The sequence below is a fragment of the Ruegeria sp. YTSA105 genome, from assembly GCF_059610225.1.
Map to the genome: position 1 here is coordinate 134152 of NZ_JBXWNE010000001.1, position 15873 is coordinate 150024.

The 15873-nt window shown below is 57.3% G+C and carries 14 protein-coding genes; 7 read left to right on the forward strand and 7 right to left on the reverse strand.

The window, feature by feature from the left end; all coding sequences use genetic code 11:
• The first annotated feature begins 19 nt into the window (after positions 1–19).
• From AC2FH2_RS00730 to AC2FH2_RS00745, 4 genes are all read left to right on the forward strand, one after another.
• The gene (locus tag AC2FH2_RS00730; protein WP_496822547.1) at positions 20–2839 is read left to right on the forward strand and encodes a helicase-related protein; all 2820 of its coding nucleotides are present in this window, start codon (positions 20–22) and stop codon (positions 2837–2839) included.
• A gap of 6 nt (positions 2840–2845) precedes the next feature.
• Positions 2846–3211, forward strand: a complete 366-nt coding sequence (locus AC2FH2_RS00735; RefSeq protein ID WP_271946509.1) for an RNA-binding S4 domain-containing protein — start codon at positions 2846–2848, stop codon at positions 3209–3211.
• Positions 3212–3277: 66 nt separating this feature from the next.
• Complete coding sequence (gene fdxA / locus AC2FH2_RS00740) at positions 3278–3616, forward strand: ferredoxin FdxA (protein WP_085821728.1); 339 nt, start codon at positions 3278–3280, stop codon at positions 3614–3616.
• Positions 3617–3898: 282 nt separating this feature from the next.
• The gene (locus tag AC2FH2_RS00745; protein WP_142634416.1) at positions 3899–4417 is read left to right on the forward strand and encodes a CarD family transcriptional regulator; all 519 of its coding nucleotides are present in this window, start codon (positions 3899–3901) and stop codon (positions 4415–4417) included.
• Between the two features lie 83 nt (positions 4418–4500).
• Here AC2FH2_RS00745 and cobS read toward each other — a convergent pair whose 3' ends face one another.
• Positions 4501–5265 carry an adenosylcobinamide-GDP ribazoletransferase gene (cobS, locus tag AC2FH2_RS00750; RefSeq protein WP_281972265.1) on the reverse strand — a complete coding sequence of 255 codons (765 nt, stop codon included), beginning with the start codon at positions 5263–5265 and terminating at the stop codon, positions 4501–4503.
• Positions 5266–5344: 79 nt separating this feature from the next.
• On the opposite strand from cobS, the gene cobT reads away from it, so the two are divergent.
• Positions 5345–6358 carry a nicotinate-nucleotide--dimethylbenzimidazole phosphoribosyltransferase gene (gene cobT, locus AC2FH2_RS00755; protein WP_281972264.1) on the forward strand — a complete coding sequence of 338 codons (1014 nt, stop codon included), beginning with the start codon at positions 5345–5347 and terminating at the stop codon, positions 6356–6358.
• Between the two features lie 28 nt (positions 6359–6386).
• On the opposite strand, the gene AC2FH2_RS00760 is transcribed toward cobT, so the two are convergent.
• A complete protein-coding gene (locus AC2FH2_RS00760; protein ID WP_142634410.1) occupies positions 6387–8267 on the reverse strand; it encodes a monovalent cation:proton antiporter-2 (CPA2) family protein in 1881 nt (626 codons plus the stop codon).
• A gap of 19 nt (positions 8268–8286) precedes the next feature.
• Entirely contained in the window at positions 8287–8742 is a 456-nt protein-coding gene (locus AC2FH2_RS00765; RefSeq protein WP_142634408.1) for an Lrp/AsnC family transcriptional regulator, read from the reverse strand.
• A 146-nt stretch (positions 8743–8888) separates the two neighbouring features.
• Here AC2FH2_RS00765 and hppD point away from each other — a divergent pair, with 146 nt between their 5' ends.
• Entirely contained in the window at positions 8889–9986 is a 1098-nt protein-coding gene (hppD, locus tag AC2FH2_RS00770; RefSeq protein WP_281994757.1) for a 4-hydroxyphenylpyruvate dioxygenase, read from the forward strand.
• A 43-nt stretch (positions 9987–10029) separates the two neighbouring features.
• Here the strand turns inward: hppD and AC2FH2_RS00775 are convergent, their stop codons facing one another.
• The gene (locus AC2FH2_RS00775) at positions 10030–11907 is read right to left on the reverse strand and encodes a hypothetical protein (RefSeq protein WP_496822548.1); all 1878 of its coding nucleotides are present in this window, start codon (positions 11905–11907) and stop codon (positions 10030–10032) included.
• A 164-nt stretch (positions 11908–12071) separates the two neighbouring features.
• Here AC2FH2_RS00775 and AC2FH2_RS00780 point away from each other — a divergent pair, with 164 nt between their 5' ends.
• Positions 12072–12767: an SIMPL domain-containing protein gene (locus tag AC2FH2_RS00780; RefSeq protein WP_496822549.1), complete on the forward strand. Its 696-nt coding sequence runs from the start codon at positions 12072–12074 to the stop codon at positions 12765–12767.
• On the opposite strand, the gene AC2FH2_RS00785 is transcribed toward AC2FH2_RS00780, so the two are convergent.
• From AC2FH2_RS00785 to AC2FH2_RS00795, 3 genes are all read right to left on the reverse strand, one after another.
• Positions 12764–13480 carry a GNAT family N-acetyltransferase gene (locus tag AC2FH2_RS00785; RefSeq protein WP_142634400.1) on the reverse strand — a complete coding sequence of 239 codons (717 nt, stop codon included), beginning with the start codon at positions 13478–13480 and terminating at the stop codon, positions 12764–12766. The genes AC2FH2_RS00780 and AC2FH2_RS00785 overlap by 4 nt on opposite strands.
• A 3-nt stretch (positions 13481–13483) precedes the next feature.
• Positions 13484–14776 (reverse strand): O-acetylhomoserine aminocarboxypropyltransferase/cysteine synthase family protein, encoded by a 1293-nt coding sequence (locus tag AC2FH2_RS00790; RefSeq protein ID WP_496822550.1) that lies wholly within the window; start codon positions 14774–14776, stop codon positions 13484–13486.
• Positions 14777–14848: 72 nt separating this feature from the next.
• Entirely contained in the window at positions 14849–15844 is a 996-nt protein-coding gene (locus AC2FH2_RS00795) for a GT-B fold glycosyltransferase domain-containing protein (protein ID WP_496822551.1), read from the reverse strand.
• Between the last annotated feature and the right edge of the window lie 29 nt (positions 15845–15873).

Sequence of the window (15873 nt, forward strand, 5' to 3'; positions counted from 1 at the left end):
CCGGGGGCAGGGGGCAAAGGTGAGCGGGTCATCCCGAATCGTGGCCGTACTTGGTCCGACCAATACAGGCAAAACCCATTACGCAATCGAACGTATGCTGGGGTACCGCACGGGGGTGATCGGCCTGCCGCTACGCCTGCTTGCGCGCGAGGTATACGACAAAATCGTCGCCATTCGCGGACCGTCGGTGGTGGCGCTGATCACCGGGGAAGAACGTATCGTACCGCCGCGTGCGAAATATTGGGTCTGTACGGTCGAGGCGATGCCCGAAGGCATGGGTGCCGATTTTGTGGCTATCGACGAAATCCAACTCTGCGCCGACCCGGAACGCGGCCACGTCTTCACCGACAGGTTGCTGCGCGCGCGCGGCACCAATGAAACCCTGTTTCTGGGATCCGATACTATGCGCGGTCCCATCGCGGCACTTGTGCCCGAAGCACAATTCGTCCGGCGGGAGCGGATGTCGCAACTGGTCTATGCCGGCTCCAAGAAAATCAGCCGCATGCCACCACGCAGCGCCATCGTCGGGTTTTCGGTCGACAACGTCTATGCCATCGCCGAGCTGCTACGCCGTCAAAAGGGTGGGGCGGCTGTGGTCATGGGGGCGCTCAGTCCGCGTACACGGAATGCGCAGGTTGAGCTCTATCAGAATGGTGAGGTCGACTATTTGGTTGCCACCGATGCCATCGGGATGGGGTTGAACCTGGATGTGAACCATGTTGCGTTCTCGTCCCTGACCAAATTCGATGGCCGGCGCATGCGGCCCCTGGCCCCGAATGAGCTTGCCCAAATTGCTGGCCGCGCTGGGCGCGGTATGTCCGATGGAACCTTCGGCGTGACCGGCGAGGCGCCGCCTCTGGACGATGGTGTCGCGCAGGCCATTATGGACAGCCGCTTTGCGCCGATGAAAAAACTGAATTGGCGGAATGCCGCCTTGCAGTTTGGTTCGATTGACGCTCTGATCCACACGCTCGAGATTAGCCCGGATAGCGAACACCTGATCAAAGCCCGTCCGGCAGATGATCTGAATGTGCTTAAATCCTTGACGCAAGTTGCCGAAATTGCGGCCCGTGCCAGTGATCCGCAATCCGTTCGTTTGTTGTGGGATGTTTGCCGAATCCCCGATTTTCGCGGCATCAGCCATGCCGAACATGCCAGCCAGATCGAAGTGATTTTTGGCCACCTGCATGAAGGTGGTTCGATCCCGGATGACTTTATGGCGCGGCAAATCCGCCGGATCGACCGAACGGATGGCGATATAGATGCACTGTCAAAAAGGTTGGCATATATTCGCACCTGGACTTACGTTGCGCAACGAAATGGTTGGGTGCGTGACGAATCCCATTGGCGTGATGAGACGCGCATTGTAGAAGACAGGCTGTCAGACGCTCTGCATGACCGTTTGACTCAGAGATTTGTGGACCGGCGCACATCCGTTTTGTTGCGCCGGCTCAAACAGAAGGAGGCCCTTTTGGCCGAAGTAAATGACAAGGGTGAAGTGACCGTCGAAGGTGAATTCGTCGGTCGTCTGGAAGGGTTCCGGTTCAGTCCGGACAAAAGCGCGCAAGGAGCCGAGGCGAAAGCCTTGAAATCGGCGTCCTTGCAAGCCCTCGCGCCGCAATTCCATCTGCGTGCCGATCGCTTCTATAATGCACCCGATACCGAAATTGATTTTACCGATCAGGGTGGCCTGATGTGGGGTGAATATGCCGTTGGCAAGCTGGTTGCCGGGGCAGAGCCTCTCAAGCCGCTGGTCGAGGTTTTTGTGGACGAGGCCGCGGGCCCCGATGTTGAACAGAAAGTTCAGCGTCGCCTGCAGCATTTCATCGACCGCAAAGTGGCCGCACTGTTCGAGCCGCTGCTGAACCTGTCGCGCGATGAAGAACTCAATGGGCTGGCCAGGGGTTTTGCCTTCCGCATGGTTGAGGCGCTAGGCGTATTGCCGCGCGCAGGTGTCGCGCAAGACGTCAAGGATCTGGATCAGGACGCCCGTGGCGCGCTGCGCAAACACGGTATCCGCTTTGGTCAGTTCACCATTTTCATGCCGCTGCTGCTGAAACCGGCCCCAACGCGTCTGCGTCTTGTTCTGTGGGCATTGGCAAATGGCCTGCAGGAATTTCCCGACGCGCCGCCTCCGGGTCTTGTTACTGTGCCCATCGCCAAAGGCGCACCTGACGGTTATGACACTATGTGTGGTTATCGCGATGCGGGCGAACGCTCGATCCGGATCGACATGCTGGAACGTCTGGCCGACATGCTGCGCGCTGAAGACAGCCGTGGTGGGTTCGAGGCCAAGCCTGACATGCTGTCGATCACCGGTATGACGCTGGAACAATTCGCTGACCTGATGCAGGGGCTGGGCTACAAGGCCGAACGCGCCGAGCGTGAAAAGGTTAAGCCCGCACCGGCAGAGCTACCTGCCGCAGAGGCCACGGAAGCAGCTGCCTCCGAGGAAGTACCCGCACCAGAGGGAACCCCCGAAGAGGTCGCCGCACCCACCGAGGCGTCAGCCGAGGCCACCGAAAGCACCGAGGCAGCAGCCGAGGCCACCGTGCCGACAGCAGCAACAGATGAACCCGAGGTTGAGGTTTTCTATACTTTCACCTGGGGCCGTCAGCGTCAGGCCAACCAAGGCCCACGCCGTGAACAGCGGCAGGGGCAGGGCAAAGGTAAGCCGCGCGGTAAGCCTCAGGATGGCCGGGGCAAGCCGCAGGGCAAGAAAGGTGGCAAGCCGCAGGGTGCCAAGACCTTCTCGTCTCGTCCGCCGAAAAAGGAAAAGCCCATTGATCCCGATAACCCGTTCGCGGCCGCGCTTATGGGTTTGAAGGAAGGCAATTAACGCCTTATGACCGAGGCCCGGCTTCGGATCGATAAATGGCTGTGGCAGGCTCGGTTCTTCAAGACCCGCAGCCTGTCCGCCAAACAGGTCAGTGGCGGCCATGTCCGCGTCAACGGAAACCGGATCCTGAAACCGGCGCAGCCTGTGGCCCCCGGTGATGTTCTGACCTTCCCTCAGGGGCGGATTGTGCGCGTTGTGCGTATCGAAAAACTGGGTGATCGGCGCGGACCGGCAACCGAGGCGCAGACACTGTATACCGATTTGACCGAAAAGCAGGACACGCAGCCGCGAAATCCAGGGTTTGAGGGAAAAGGTCGTCCCACCAAGAAGGATCGGCGTCTACTTGATCTTTCTCGCAATCAAGATAGCTGAACATATCTTGAAGCTGACGCCATACTGATTTAGCTAGACGCCCAAACCGCAAACGGGAAATTCACCATGACCTATGTTGTCACTGAAAACTGCATCGCCTGCAAATACACCGACTGTGTCGAAGTGTGTCCGGTGGATTGTTTCTACGAAGGTGAGAATACACTGGTCATCCATCCCGATGAATGCATCGACTGCGGTGTTTGCGAACCGGAATGTCCCGCTGATGCGATCCGTCCGGATACTGAGCCGGGCATGGATCAATGGGTCGAGTTTAATCGTAAGTTCTCTGAGCAGTGGCCGGTGATCGTGACCAAGAAAGACCCGCTGCCTGATGCAGAAGAGCGTGATGGCGAAGAGGGTAAGATGGAGAAATACTTCTCTGAGGCCCCCGGCGAAGGCGGCTAAGCGATTCGCGCTCTGAACTTGTCAGTTCAGCAGTGGGATGGCGCCTTATCTATCTGTTTCTTAACACCTTTCTTTCAAGTGGAAAGGGGCAGCCTTTCGAGTGTCTCAATTTTGTGATATACTCGGAAATTGAACGTTGATTGAGATGGGGATGACTCCGTAAGTATGCTCGCTTTGGAGTTCTGATTAGTTGAAAACACAGCAACCTGACCGGGCCGTACTGGCACGGGGTGGGTCGTTTTGTTGTCTGTCCCGCGCTCTCGTAACCAAGGAAGAACCTGTATGTCTAAGTCGAAGAAGCTTGAGTTTCGCCCCAACGACTATGTTGTTTACCCGGCCCATGGTGTCGGTCAGATCATTTCGATCGAAGAACAGGAAGTTGCGGGATACTCGCTCGAGCTGTTCGTCATTTCCTTTGAGAAAGACAAAATGACCCTGCGCGTGCCGACCAACAAAGCGACCGAGTCTGGTCTGCGGTCGCTCAGCTCGCCGGATGTCATCAGCCAGGCGATGAAAACGCTTAAGGGCAAGGCCAAGGTCAAGCGTGCCATGTGGTCCCGCCGGGCACAGGAATATGAACAAAAGATCAACTCGGGTGATCTGATCTCGATTGCCGAAGTTGTCCGCGATCTGCACCGCACCGATGATCAGCGCGAACAGAGCTATTCCGAACGTCAGCTTTATGAAGCCGCGCTTGAGCGTCTGACCCGCGAAGTCGCGGCAGTATCCGGCGCAGGCGAAGTGTCTGCGGCCAGGCAGGTGGATGAGGTTCTGACCTCGCGCGCGGCAGCGGCGGCCTGAACCTGCTAAAATCAAAGTTTTAAGGCCATCCCCGCAAGGAGGTGGCCTTTTTATATTGCAGTCACCTATTGAAATCGGGGCCACTAAACCTGCGTAGCTACGGCCATAAGAAACCCTATCTCGGCCAGTTGTTGAGTGGCGCCCAGTATGTCACCGGTCTGACCCTCGATCTTGGCCTTGGCTAGCATCGCCATTGCCACCGCAGACAAAGCGGCAATCAGCGCAGGGAAAACCACCTGCAACCCGATCATTGGCAGAGTGAGCAGCAGCGCCATGGCCCCGCCGAGTATCACCGCGGTCGATCCGGGTGCGCCCACTGAATGGCTAAGGCCCGATTGGCGGGCATTTGGAAGGACGGACATAACAACAGGCATCATAGCCCGCGAAACGATGCATGCGGCCAATATGGTGGCAAAACCCGCATTCGAAAGGATCGCAGCAATCAACGACACGCGCAGCAGTTGCGAAGAAATCAGGGCAAGGACGCCATAGGTGCCGATGTGGCTGTCCTTCATAATCTCTAGCCGCCGTTCAGGCGTGAAACCGCCCCACAGCCCGTCAGCGGTATCTGCAAGCCCATCCTCGTGCATCGCGCCGGTGGTGATGGTCAGGACAAGAACGACAAGTATGGCACACGCTATGGACGGCAGCCCCATAGCCGTCGCCATCCATCCCACGGCACCGGCCAACATGCCGACAACAAGCCCCGCCAATGGAAAGGCCCAAACGGCGCTGGCCTGACGCGAGAACACTCTGTCAGGCAGCCGCGGCACGGGCAAACGCGTCAACAGGACCAAAGCCAGCGGAATATCCCAGGCAGAAATGAGCTTGGTGTCGTTTTTTAGCACTCCTGCGCCTTTCAGGGTCTTGTCGGTTTGATCGCTTCGGTTAAACACGCAGGACCACTCTGATGCAACGAGGCTTTGGATGCTGCCCGAAATTAACAATCTGAATTCTTTCCGCGAAGCTGTCCGGCAAGCCTCCGGGCCCGATGATGCCGCTGCGCAAGGGGCGACTGACCGTAATGGGCAGCTGACCAAACCTCCGGGCGCGCTTGGTCGGTTGGAAGACCTGGCAATCTGGTATGCAGGCTGGCGCGGGGATGCCCGCCCGCAGATCACCTCGCCGCAGGTTATCGTGTTTGCCGGAAACCACGGTGTCACAGCACAGGGTGTTTCGGCCTTTCCGCCGGAAGTGACCGTGCAGATGGTGTTGAACTTTGAACATGGCGGGGCGGCCATCAACCAGCTGGCCAAGGCGGCTGGGGCAACGATGGATGTCCACGCGCTGGAGCTTGAACGACCGACCGCGGATTTCACATCAGGTCCAGCTATGTCAGAGGACGACCTGTTGCAGGCGCTGCGCACCGGGTGGACTGCGGTCAGACCAGACGCCGATCTTCTTGTTGTTGGTGAAATGGGTATCGGCAACACAACCCCCGCAGCGGCGATTGCTTGCGCCTTGTTCGGAGGTCAGGCGGGCGATTGGACTGGTCGCGGAACAGGTGTCGATGATGCGGGATTAGCAAACAAAACCCGTGTGGTGGCCGAAGGTGTTACGCTACATGGCGGTTCGGGCGATGGGCTAGAGATTCTGCGCCGTCTGGGCGGACGCGAGATCGCCGCTATGGCCGGAGCCATTGCCGCCGCACGCGCGCTGCACATTCCGGTTATTCTGGATGGCTTTATTTGCTCAGCGGCCGCCGCGTGTCTGTCTGACCTTTCAGAGAGCGCGCTAGATCACACGATCGCCGGGCACCAGAGCGCGGAAGGTGCGCATGGCGCTGTGTTGGCCAAGCTCGGTAAAGAGCCTTTGCTGAAGCTGGGGCTGCGACTGGGTGAGGGCTCTGGCGGGGCGCTGGCGATCAATATCCTCAAAAGCGCTGTTGCCTGTCATTCCGGCATGGCGACCTTTGCCGAAGCTGGCGTCTCGGACAGTTGATCCGCGCGGCCTGACCGTCAGTTGAAGGTCAGGCCGATTTTTTGTCGTTTTCTTCCGCCAATTCCAGCAGTTCGGTCTCAAGGTCTTTTTCCAGCTGCTGCGCACGCTCGATGTATTTTTTGTTCTCGGCGGTGGGCAGCCCGGGAATCCAGAGCTCTGCCAGTTCACGAACCGACATGCGATCATGGTGGTAGAAAGTCTGTTCGGCCTGCGCTGCCTCGTATTCGCTGAGACCCACATTCTCGAGCACATATCGCCCGGCCCGCAATGAGCCATCGAATGTCTCGCGCACAATGTCGTTCGCGCCGGCTTGATACAGCTCGTACACATGGGTCCGATCCCGTGCCCGCGCGACGATGTGTAGGTCTGGGCGCTGGCGGCGCGCATAGCCGACAAGACGCGTCACCTTCTTGCGATCATCCATCGCAGCCACCAGAACAGATGCTTTTTCAAGGCCGGCCGCGCGCAACAATTCCGGACGGGTCGGATCCCCCAGGAACCCTTTTACGCCAAAGCGACGCATCAGCTGGATGGTTTCGATGTTATGGTCAAGAACGATGGTTTTGAACCCGCTTGCCTGCACCAGACGATTGACGATCTGGCCAAATCGCCCGATCCCGGCGATGATGACCGGGCCTTTCTCGTCGATCTCATCCGGTTCGGGTGCCGGTGTGCCATCCCCCATCCGGCGCGAGAGAAGATCATAAATGATGAACAAAAGCGGCGTGATCAGCATGGTCAGCGCAATGATCATCAAAAGTTTTTGTGACAGATCCCCTGGAATCACATTCTGCTGGGTCGAAAACGCCAGCAGGACAAAGCCGAACTCACCTGCTTGCGCCAGCCCCAGTGTAAACAGCCAGTGATCGCGTCCGCGCAGTTTAAAGGCGCGGCCAACCAGGAACAGAATGATCCCTTTGACCAAGATTACCAACAGGGCCAGTCCGATCAGGTCGAAGGGGTCGTCAAAGAAATAGGCGACATCGATGCCCGCGCCAACGGTGATGAAAAACAGACCAAGGAAAAGGCCTTTGAACGGCTCTAGGTCGCTCTCCATTTCATGCCGGAACTCGGAACTGGCCAGCACCACACCTGCAAGAAACGCGCCCAGAGCGGGTGACAGGCCAACCAGCGTCATCAGGAAGGAAATGCCAACCACAATCATCAACGCCAGCGCCGTATACATCTCGCGGAGCCGGGTCGCATGAATAAAGCGGAACAAGGGCCTGGTCAGGTACACTCCGGCGAGAATGACGAAACCGATCGCGGCAATGGTGACAAGCGTTACCGCCCACCCTGGCAACCCCTCGACCAATGACAAGCTATGATGCGCCGCGCCGTGGTGCCCCGTGGATATGCGGTTGATAGATCCGTCATTTGCAATCTGGGGAATGGCAGGCAGAGCCAGCAGTGGAAGCAGTGCCAGGATTGGTATGACCGCGATGTCCTGAGTCAGCAGTACTGAAAAGGTCGCCCGTCCTCCATTCGTTTTCATCAAGCCCTTTTCCGACAGGGTCTGCAAAACAATCGCAGTTGATGACAGGGAAAGCGTCAACCCCACTGCCAGGGCTACGGACCATGGATGATTTGCATACATGGCGACGCTGGCGATCACTGCGGTCGATAAAAGCACCTGGAGGCCGCCAAGCCCCAAAAGCCTGTCCCGCATATCCCAAAGAGCGCGCGGTTCCAGTTCAAGTCCGATCAAGAACAGCATCATGACTACGCCGAATTCAGCCACATGCTGCAGGTTTTCCGTTTCCGCACCCACCAATCCGAACAACGGCCCTATGACAAGGCCCGCGGCCAGATATCCCAGTACAGAGCCCAGTCCCAGACGCGCCGAAAGCGGCACGGCGATCACAGCCGCAGCCAGATAGATCGTCGCCTGGTAAAGGAAGTTGTCCATGATCGTCCTTTCAATGCGCTCAGGTGGGCAGGGGGGCGTCGCGTTTGAGCTGATCCATAACGATTTGGCTTTGTATCCGAGCCACTGCAGGATGTGGAAGGATTACCTGATGAAGCAAGCGATTAAGCGCGGATAGATCGTCGCAATAGACATGTAGTAAATAATCGGCCTCACCTGTCATTGTCCATGCGCTGGTGATTTCGGCGCGTGTTTCGACCATACGGGCAAAGCCTTCAGATTGCTCGGGGCCGTGCGTACTCAGATGAACCTGAACAAAACCCTGCACCTGCAACCCTAACTTTAGAGGATCGAGGCGAGCGACATAGCTGGTGATATACCCTTCAGCCTCCAGCCGTTGGCGCCGGCGACCAGCCTGACTGGGCGACAGGTTCAACATCTCCCCAAGTTGGTGTGCTGTTAGGTGGGCGTTTTTCTGCAGCGCTGACAGCAGGCGCGTATCAGTGGAATCAAGCATGTGCGGAAAAACTCCGTGATTGGCCAATCTTATGCGCAATTTACGCGCGCCCCTTTAAGTTATTGGAAAACTATGCGCGAAAAAAGTGCCGATTAAGACGTATTTTGAAATCAGCAAATAAATTCCTGTATTAACGGAGACGCGCCATGGGTCCTTTCCCTCACAACGCCCCGAAATCAATCATATCGGATGAAAACCCCGCCGGAACCGATGGGTTCGAGTTTGTCGAGTTCGCACATCCCGAGCCGCAAGAGCTGCGCGATCTGTTCGCAAAGATGGGATTCGCGCTGGTAGGTCACCACAAGGACAAGCCTGCGATTGAGTTGTGGCAACAGGGTGATGTGACTTACATCCTGAATGCAGATCCCGACAGCTATTCTGCCCGGTTCGTGGGCGAGCATGGCCCTTGTGCTCCGGCGATGGGATGGCGCGTCGTGGATGCGCAGAAAGCCTATGAGCACGCTGTAGCGAAAGGGGCTGAACCTTATGACGCGGCAGACAAGACACTGAATGTGCCTGCAATCAAGGGGATTGGCGGATCGTTGATCTATTTCATTGATCAATATTACGAAACATCGCCCTATAATCAGGAATTCACATGGACAGAACAGTCCAAGCCCCGGGGGGATGGGTTCTATTATCTCGATCACCTGACCCACAATGTTTACAAGGGCAATATGGACAAGTGGTTCAAGTTCTATGGTGATTTGTTCAACTTCCGTGAAATCCGTTTTTTTGACATTCAGGGCAAATTCACCGGTCTTTTTAGTCGCGCGCTGACGTCTCCATGCGGGCGTATCCGCATTCCGATCAACGAAGATCGCGGTGAAACCGGGCAGATCGTTTCCTACCTGAAGAAATACAAGGGCGAGGGCATCCAGCATATCGCTGTGGGCAGCGAGGATATCTATGCCTCGACCGATGCGATTGCCGAAAAGGGGCTGAAGTTCATGCCCGGCCCGAACGAAGCCTATTATGAGTTGTCCAAAACCCGCGTGGTCGATCATGAAGAGCCGTTGGACCGGATGATGAAGCACGGCATTCTGATTGATGGAGAGGGCGTTCTGGACGGTGGTGAGACCCGGATTCTGCTGCAAATCTTCTCGAAAACGGTCATCGGACCGATTTTCTTCGAGTTCATTCAGCGCAAAGGCGACGATGGGTTTGGCGAGGGTAACTTTAAGGCGCTGTTCGAATCCATCGAGCGAGAGCAGATTGAAAGTGGAGAAATTTCAGCAGCTTGATGCAAGAAGGTAATCCTGCGTGGTCACCCGCGCAGGCCGCCTCTTAACCACGTGGCATCTTGAGAACCACGTTTCGCCCGCGTTTCTGATAGCGCAATTCATTGTCGCTGATAGCAATGACATTGCCGCCGTCAAGCCTGTCCCCGATCTTAAGCTTTTTGTACCTGCCGCTGGGCAGCCGAACCAATGCGCGGCGATTGGATGGGCTGCCGTAAACCCCGATCAGGTTCAGTTTCCGCAGGTTGATTGCATTGTCGATTGTGGCCTGCCGTGCAACCGAAGCCGAGGATGGGATTTTGGGCGCTGTGGTTTTGGGCTGGAACGTTCCGACCTCATTGTTGAGCTGTTCAATTCCAGCTGTCGAACCCAAAGTCGCAGTACCTGCACTGGCCTGCCGGGTCAGCCCGGCCGGTCGGAGTTTGGGGCGCGGCACCCTCATTTCTGCAAGGGGCTCAGTCGATTCCGGGGGCGGCGGAGCACGCAACAGGGATTCCGGGCGCGGTTTCGGGCGAATTCCGGACAATTCCTTCAATGTACGCCCTTGAAGCCGTTGCCGTTCAAAATTTTCGGTCAGGTTCTCGGGCCTTGGTTTTGGTCGCAATGTCGCCAGCCTGTTGTCGACCACTTCCTCAACAGGTGCCTTTTCCAGCCGGACCAAAGCCGATGGAGGGGGAGTTTTCGAAGGTGTTCCCAAATAGACAACCACTCCGTCCGGGTTCAAGACGCCTTCTTTGGTTGGTATTACCAGCCCGCGCTCGTCAAGGCTGAACCTTGCCCCGGCAGCGGTTGAAAGTGGTTCGAAATCAAATGGTAGGTCGGTGTCGTATGTGTGTACTGGCGGCAATGCGATTGCATCACGCGACAGATTCGAGTCGTCTTTGGAGGCCAGATACAGCTCAATTTGCGGATCCTGCGCTGGCGCTATCAAAAGGCCCGGTGACGTGATTTCGATCTCCGGCTGTGTCGGAACTAACTGAGGTTCAGGCTCAAGCTCGATTTCGTCTACCAACGCGGGCGCAACGTTCAGCGCCTCAAGAATGGCCTGGTCGGTTGCAGACAGCTCGGACTCTGATTCAGAGGTCGGTGCCATTTCTGGCTCTGCGGTCTCAGGCACTGTGACTTCGGCCTGTGCTGCGGGTGTCTCTGCAGGCTCGACAGGTCCAGAACTCGGTTCGGGTTGGGATATTGTTTCGTCAAGCAGGGCCAGTTCTGAATCGGCAGGGGCAGGGCTGTCTTCTCCGAAAAGGCTCCATATGCCACCGGCCACCAACATCAAAGCTACCGCCGCTGCAATTCGCACTGATGGCAGAGAGGCCCAGTTAGGTGCGGCCACTTTTTGGACAGGCCAAAAGCTGGTCGGAGCGGTAGAATCGGCGATCGCGTGAACAACCGGACTATCCTGCGCGGGGTCTGTGGGGATCACTTTGGGCGCGTTTGTGGTCGCAGGCGCGTCCCCAAGCGGGAAAAACGGTTCGGTCGGAAAATCATCTGTTTCATATGCAGCGCTGAACGCGACCGGAACGAATCCGTATCCCAGCACAAACCCCCGAGCTTCCTCCAGTGTATCGCGTGGAACGACGGCGACGCATGTGGTCGCCCCGTCATGTGCCGTGACATATACCAGCTCTGTCAGGTCATAAGGGGTGGCATCGGATACAGCGTTTTGCACAGCCTGTTCGGTGTCTTCGAAGGATGATCCGGCGGTATCGACTTTGATGAATTTGACCTGATCCCTTGGGATGATGACCTTGCAGCTCAGGTCATTTTCAAGCGCAAACCCCTTGTCCCGAAGCGCTTTCAACTGCTCTTCCAAGTTGGAGGCATCCAACGACACCTCACCTATGGCGAACCAGTCGCCATCGGAATTGTGGTGCAAAGAAATTCCGGTTGTAGAAATGGACAGCGCAAAAGCGGGTTTCATAATCCGGAGGAACCATAATTGTCAGTTGCAATGCAAACGATGCCTCGTCCGCAGACCGACATTAAAGCAGGATCTCGCCGAGGGAAAGAAAAAGCCTGCGTCTCCTCTTGCCCCGTGACCCGGTGCAGCCCCATGTTGAAATCAGGATAATTGGAGGGAAGATATTGAAGAAAATCGCTTTTCTGGCCGCTGTGCTGGCCATGACGTCGGTAGGGATGGCAACTGCGGAAGAACGTCGCATCATTGTTGATGCGGTAGGCATGGTGCATGCGGCCCCGGATATGGCCACCATTACCCTGGGTGTAACAAACGAAGATGCACAGGCATCAAATGCGATGCAGGCGACTTCGGACGCGGTGACCAAAATTCTGACTCGACTGGATGAGATGGGGATCGAAACCCGTGATGTGCAGACACGTGATCTGTCTTTGTCGCCGGTATGGTCTGGGCGGAACAGTTCTAGCGGAGAGCGGCCAGAGATTTCCGGCTTTGTCGCATCCAACAGCGTCGTGGTGCGTGTTCGCGATCTGTCGCAGCTGGGTACCATCATGGATGCGGTCATTGTCGACGGGGCCAACAATTTCGGCGGGCTGAGTTTCGGAATTCAGGACCCTGCACCGCTTGAGGCACAGGCGCGGGCCAAGGCAGTGGGTGAGGCAAGGGCAAAGGCCAACCAACTGGCACAGGCGGCCGAAGTCACGCTGGGCCCGGTTCAGATGATCCGCGAACAGGCCGGAGGGTTCAATCCCATGCCTCAAATGCGTGCAATGAACATGGCGGCTGAGGGCGGCGTTCCGGTTTCCGGGGGCGAGATTTCGGTCTCGGTCAACGTGTCGATGGAATTTCTGATTTCCGACTAGGATGTGTCGCTGGTTCGGGCCATCAGGGATTGCCGCTGCTGGCCCGACTGATCAAAATTTTCTGGTGAAAGCCAGCCCTCGAAAGCAGAGCGGATGCGCGGCCATTCTGTATCGAGGATCGAGTACCAGGCCGTATCGCGGTTGCGCCCTTTGTAATGGGTGGCCTGCCGAAAGACGCCTTCGAAGGTAAAGCCCAGCCTTTGGGCCGCGCTGCAGGACGGGGCATTCAGCGCGTCGCATTTCCATTCGTACCGGCGATACCCCAGCTCGTCGAACACGCGGCGCATCATCAGGTACATCGCCTCGGTGGATTTCGGACTGCGCTGCAGCAGCGGTGAGAAATGGATGTGCCCAACCTCGACCACACCGGCCGCAGGTTCAATCCGCAGGAACGAGGCCATGCCAATCGGGGTGCCATCACCGTCTAGCACTGTGTGGAACATGGGATCGGCATCCATACAGGACGCGCGGGTCCAGGCGGCGAAATCTTCTTCGCTGTCGAATGGGCCATAGGGCAGATAAGTCCAGTTCCGCCCATCAGTGTCATTGGCAAACGCCCGGTACAGACCGGGCGCATGCCTGTTCACATCAAGGGGCACGACCGAGCAGTATTGACCTTCCATCGGTGTATAAGGCGGCGTCGGGCGCGGAAAATTGCCCGAAACCGGCCGGCCGATGGGCTGGCCTAGATCGTTGGTATCGTGCCCAGCCATTTGTCAGGCCGTTGCCTTGGCCAGCGCCTGATCCAGATCGGCAATCAGATCGTTGGCGTCTTCGATGCCGATGGACACCCGAACAACGCTGGGACCGGCGCCTGCGGCCTCTTGCTGTTCCGGGGTCAGCTGACGGTGGGTGGTCGAGGCCGAATGAATGATCAACGACCGCGCGTCGCCCAGGTTGGCCACATGGCTGAAGATCTCCAGCGCGTTCACCAGTTTGACACAGGCGTCATAGCCGCCCTTGACCGCAAAAGTGAATAGCGCACCGGCCCCTTTGGGGTAATGCGTCTTGACCCGGTCGTGATAGGGCGACGAGGGCAAGCCCGCATAGGTCACATATTCCACGCGGTCATCGGCCTCTAGCCAGGCTGCGATCTTTTGCGCGTTCTCTACATGACGCTCCATTCGCAGAGACAGAGTCTCGATCCCCATCAGCGTGTAATGCGCCGCCTGTGGGTTCATCGTCATGCCCAGATCACGCAGGCCGATTGCGATGCCGTGGAATGTGAAAGCCAGCGGACCGAATGTCTCGTGGAATTTCAGCCCGTGATAGGCCGGTTCCGGCTGGCTGAGCGAGGAAAATTTGTCATTCGCGGACCAGTCGAACTTGCCCGAATCCACGATACAGCCGCCGGTGACAGTGCCGTTGCCGGTCAGGTATTTGGTGGTTGAATGCACAACCAGCGTCGCGCCGTGCTCAATCGGGCGGCACAGATAGGGTGTGGCCGAGGTGTTGTCGACGATCAGCGGAATGCCGGCGCCATCTGTCACATCCGCCAGTGCGCGTATATCGGTGACATAGCCGCCAGGGTTGGCGATGGATTCGCAGAACACCGCTCGTGTATTTTCGTCGATCGCGTCCTTCACAGCGTCCAGATTGTCAGTATCCACAAACTTGGCAGACCAGCCGAACCGTTTGATCGTCTGGCTAAACTGAGTGATCGTGCCGCCATACAGCCGGGTCGAGGCCACCACGTTGCAGCCAGGTCCCATCAGCGGAAACAGTGCCATGATTTGGGCGGCATGACCGGACGAGCAGCAAACTGCTCCAACGCCACCCTCAAGCGTTGCCACGCGTTCCTGCAGAACCGCCACGGTGGGATTGGTCAGGCGGGAATAGATAAAGCCGACTTCCTGCAGGTTGAACAGAGCCGCCGCGTGGTCTGCATCGCGAAACACATATGCCGTTGTTTGATAAATCGGCGTCTGACGGGCACCTGTTGCCGGATCAGGGCGCGCGCCTGCGTGAATTTGAAGCGTGTCGAAACCGTAGGTGGGGCCGTCAGACATGGTGGAAATCTCCTGTTGGACTATGTGTTGCAGAATCTCTAGGCGATTGGGCGCGTGCGCACAACATTGCTGTCAGCGCATCCATAGACCTTTGCTTTTGATCTTGTTGCGAATGACCTGCTCGCGCTGAGGCAGGTTTTCGCGATCGAACATCTCGCGTATTTTGTGCCCTTTGCGCTGGAGCACCAGTTTCTTTATTGGGTCATAGCCCTTGAGCACTTTCTTGAACTTGTTGGGCGCAACCACAGTTTCCAGAACCTCGATCACATTGTCGCTTTCGCGTGCATACAGCAGAGGAAACAGACGGTAGTGGCACGTGACCGACCCGTCCAGCAGGCCAGTGGGCAGTGCGTCGCGGCCGCCGCCAAGGGCATGGATAACCAGCGGCAATGCGACCTGATCCAGCCATGGGTCCAGTGTTTGGCCCGCGAGTTCCGGGATATCCTCATCCCGGATGGTGCAGGCATATTCCAGGAACCGTTCGCCGAACTGGCGTGGGCATCTGTAAAAGAAATAACCCGCATTGAAATACAGGTAGCGCCGCCAGTATTCGGCTGGTTGGGCCTTGTCCAAGGAGCTGTCGAAATCCAGTTCGAACCGCTCATACAGGGCGCGCCAGATACCGTCATACCCCGGACCATACAGGGTCGGGCGCGGCCATGTCCCCTCAACTTTCAGCGAGGCACCGGGGCGGTCAAAATCGAAGGGCACACTATTCAGGTCTCCGGTGACAAGCGTATCGCTGTCGAAAAAGACAAACGGTTCCCCCTCGGGCAAGGCCAACAGTGCTTCGATCTTGTTTCCATAGGGATAGCTTCCACCGAAAGCCCGGTTTTCAAACGGTAGAATTTCGGCCCCAAGCTGGTGTAGCGCTTTCAGGACATCCTCATCCTGAATGCTGGGATCCTGTGACCATCGGGCCCCCGGTTGAGGAACGGCTACAAACAGGCGGCCAGCGAAATCGGGACAGCTGTGTCGTAACGAGGCTGCAAACAGCAGTGCCTCGTATTGCAGCCGATTGTTTTGGCCGATGACCACGATATTGAATTTATTGTTGGCGGTCTGCATCGGGCGTCTCTCGGGTTCGTGGCGTTGGG

What these genes read in the sequence shown, in the direction of transcription:
- AC2FH2_RS00745 (WP_142634416.1), top strand. Translation starts at nt 3,899, where the DNA reads ATGTCTAAGTCGAAGAAGCTTGAGTTTCGCCCCAACGACTATGTTGTT.
- AC2FH2_RS00790 (WP_496822550.1), bottom strand. Translation starts at nt 14,776, where the DNA reads ATGTCTGACGGCCCCACCTACGGTTTCGACACGCTTCAAATTCACGCA.
- AC2FH2_RS00765 (WP_142634408.1), bottom strand. Translation starts at nt 8,742, where the DNA reads ATGCTTGATTCCACTGATACGCGCCTGCTGTCAGCGCTGCAGAAAAAC.
- AC2FH2_RS00775 (WP_496822548.1), bottom strand. Translation starts at nt 11,907, where the DNA reads ATGAAACCCGCTTTTGCGCTGTCCATTTCTACAACCGGAATTTCTTTG.
- AC2FH2_RS00785 (WP_142634400.1), bottom strand. Translation starts at nt 13,480, where the DNA reads ATGGCTGGGCACGATACCAACGATCTAGGCCAGCCCATCGGCCGGCCG.
- cobT (WP_281972264.1), top strand. Translation starts at nt 5,345, where the DNA reads ATGCTGCCCGAAATTAACAATCTGAATTCTTTCCGCGAAGCTGTCCGG.
- AC2FH2_RS00735 (WP_271946509.1), top strand. Translation starts at nt 2,846, where the DNA reads ATGACCGAGGCCCGGCTTCGGATCGATAAATGGCTGTGGCAGGCTCGG.
- fdxA (WP_085821728.1), top strand. Translation starts at nt 3,278, where the DNA reads ATGACCTATGTTGTCACTGAAAACTGCATCGCCTGCAAATACACCGAC.
- AC2FH2_RS00795 (WP_496822551.1), bottom strand. Translation starts at nt 15,844, where the DNA reads ATGCAGACCGCCAACAATAAATTCAATATCGTGGTCATCGGCCAAAAC.
- AC2FH2_RS00760 (WP_142634410.1), bottom strand. Translation starts at nt 8,267, where the DNA reads ATGGACAACTTCCTTTACCAGGCGACGATCTATCTGGCTGCGGCTGTG.
- hppD (WP_281994757.1), top strand. Translation starts at nt 8,889, where the DNA reads ATGGGTCCTTTCCCTCACAACGCCCCGAAATCAATCATATCGGATGAA.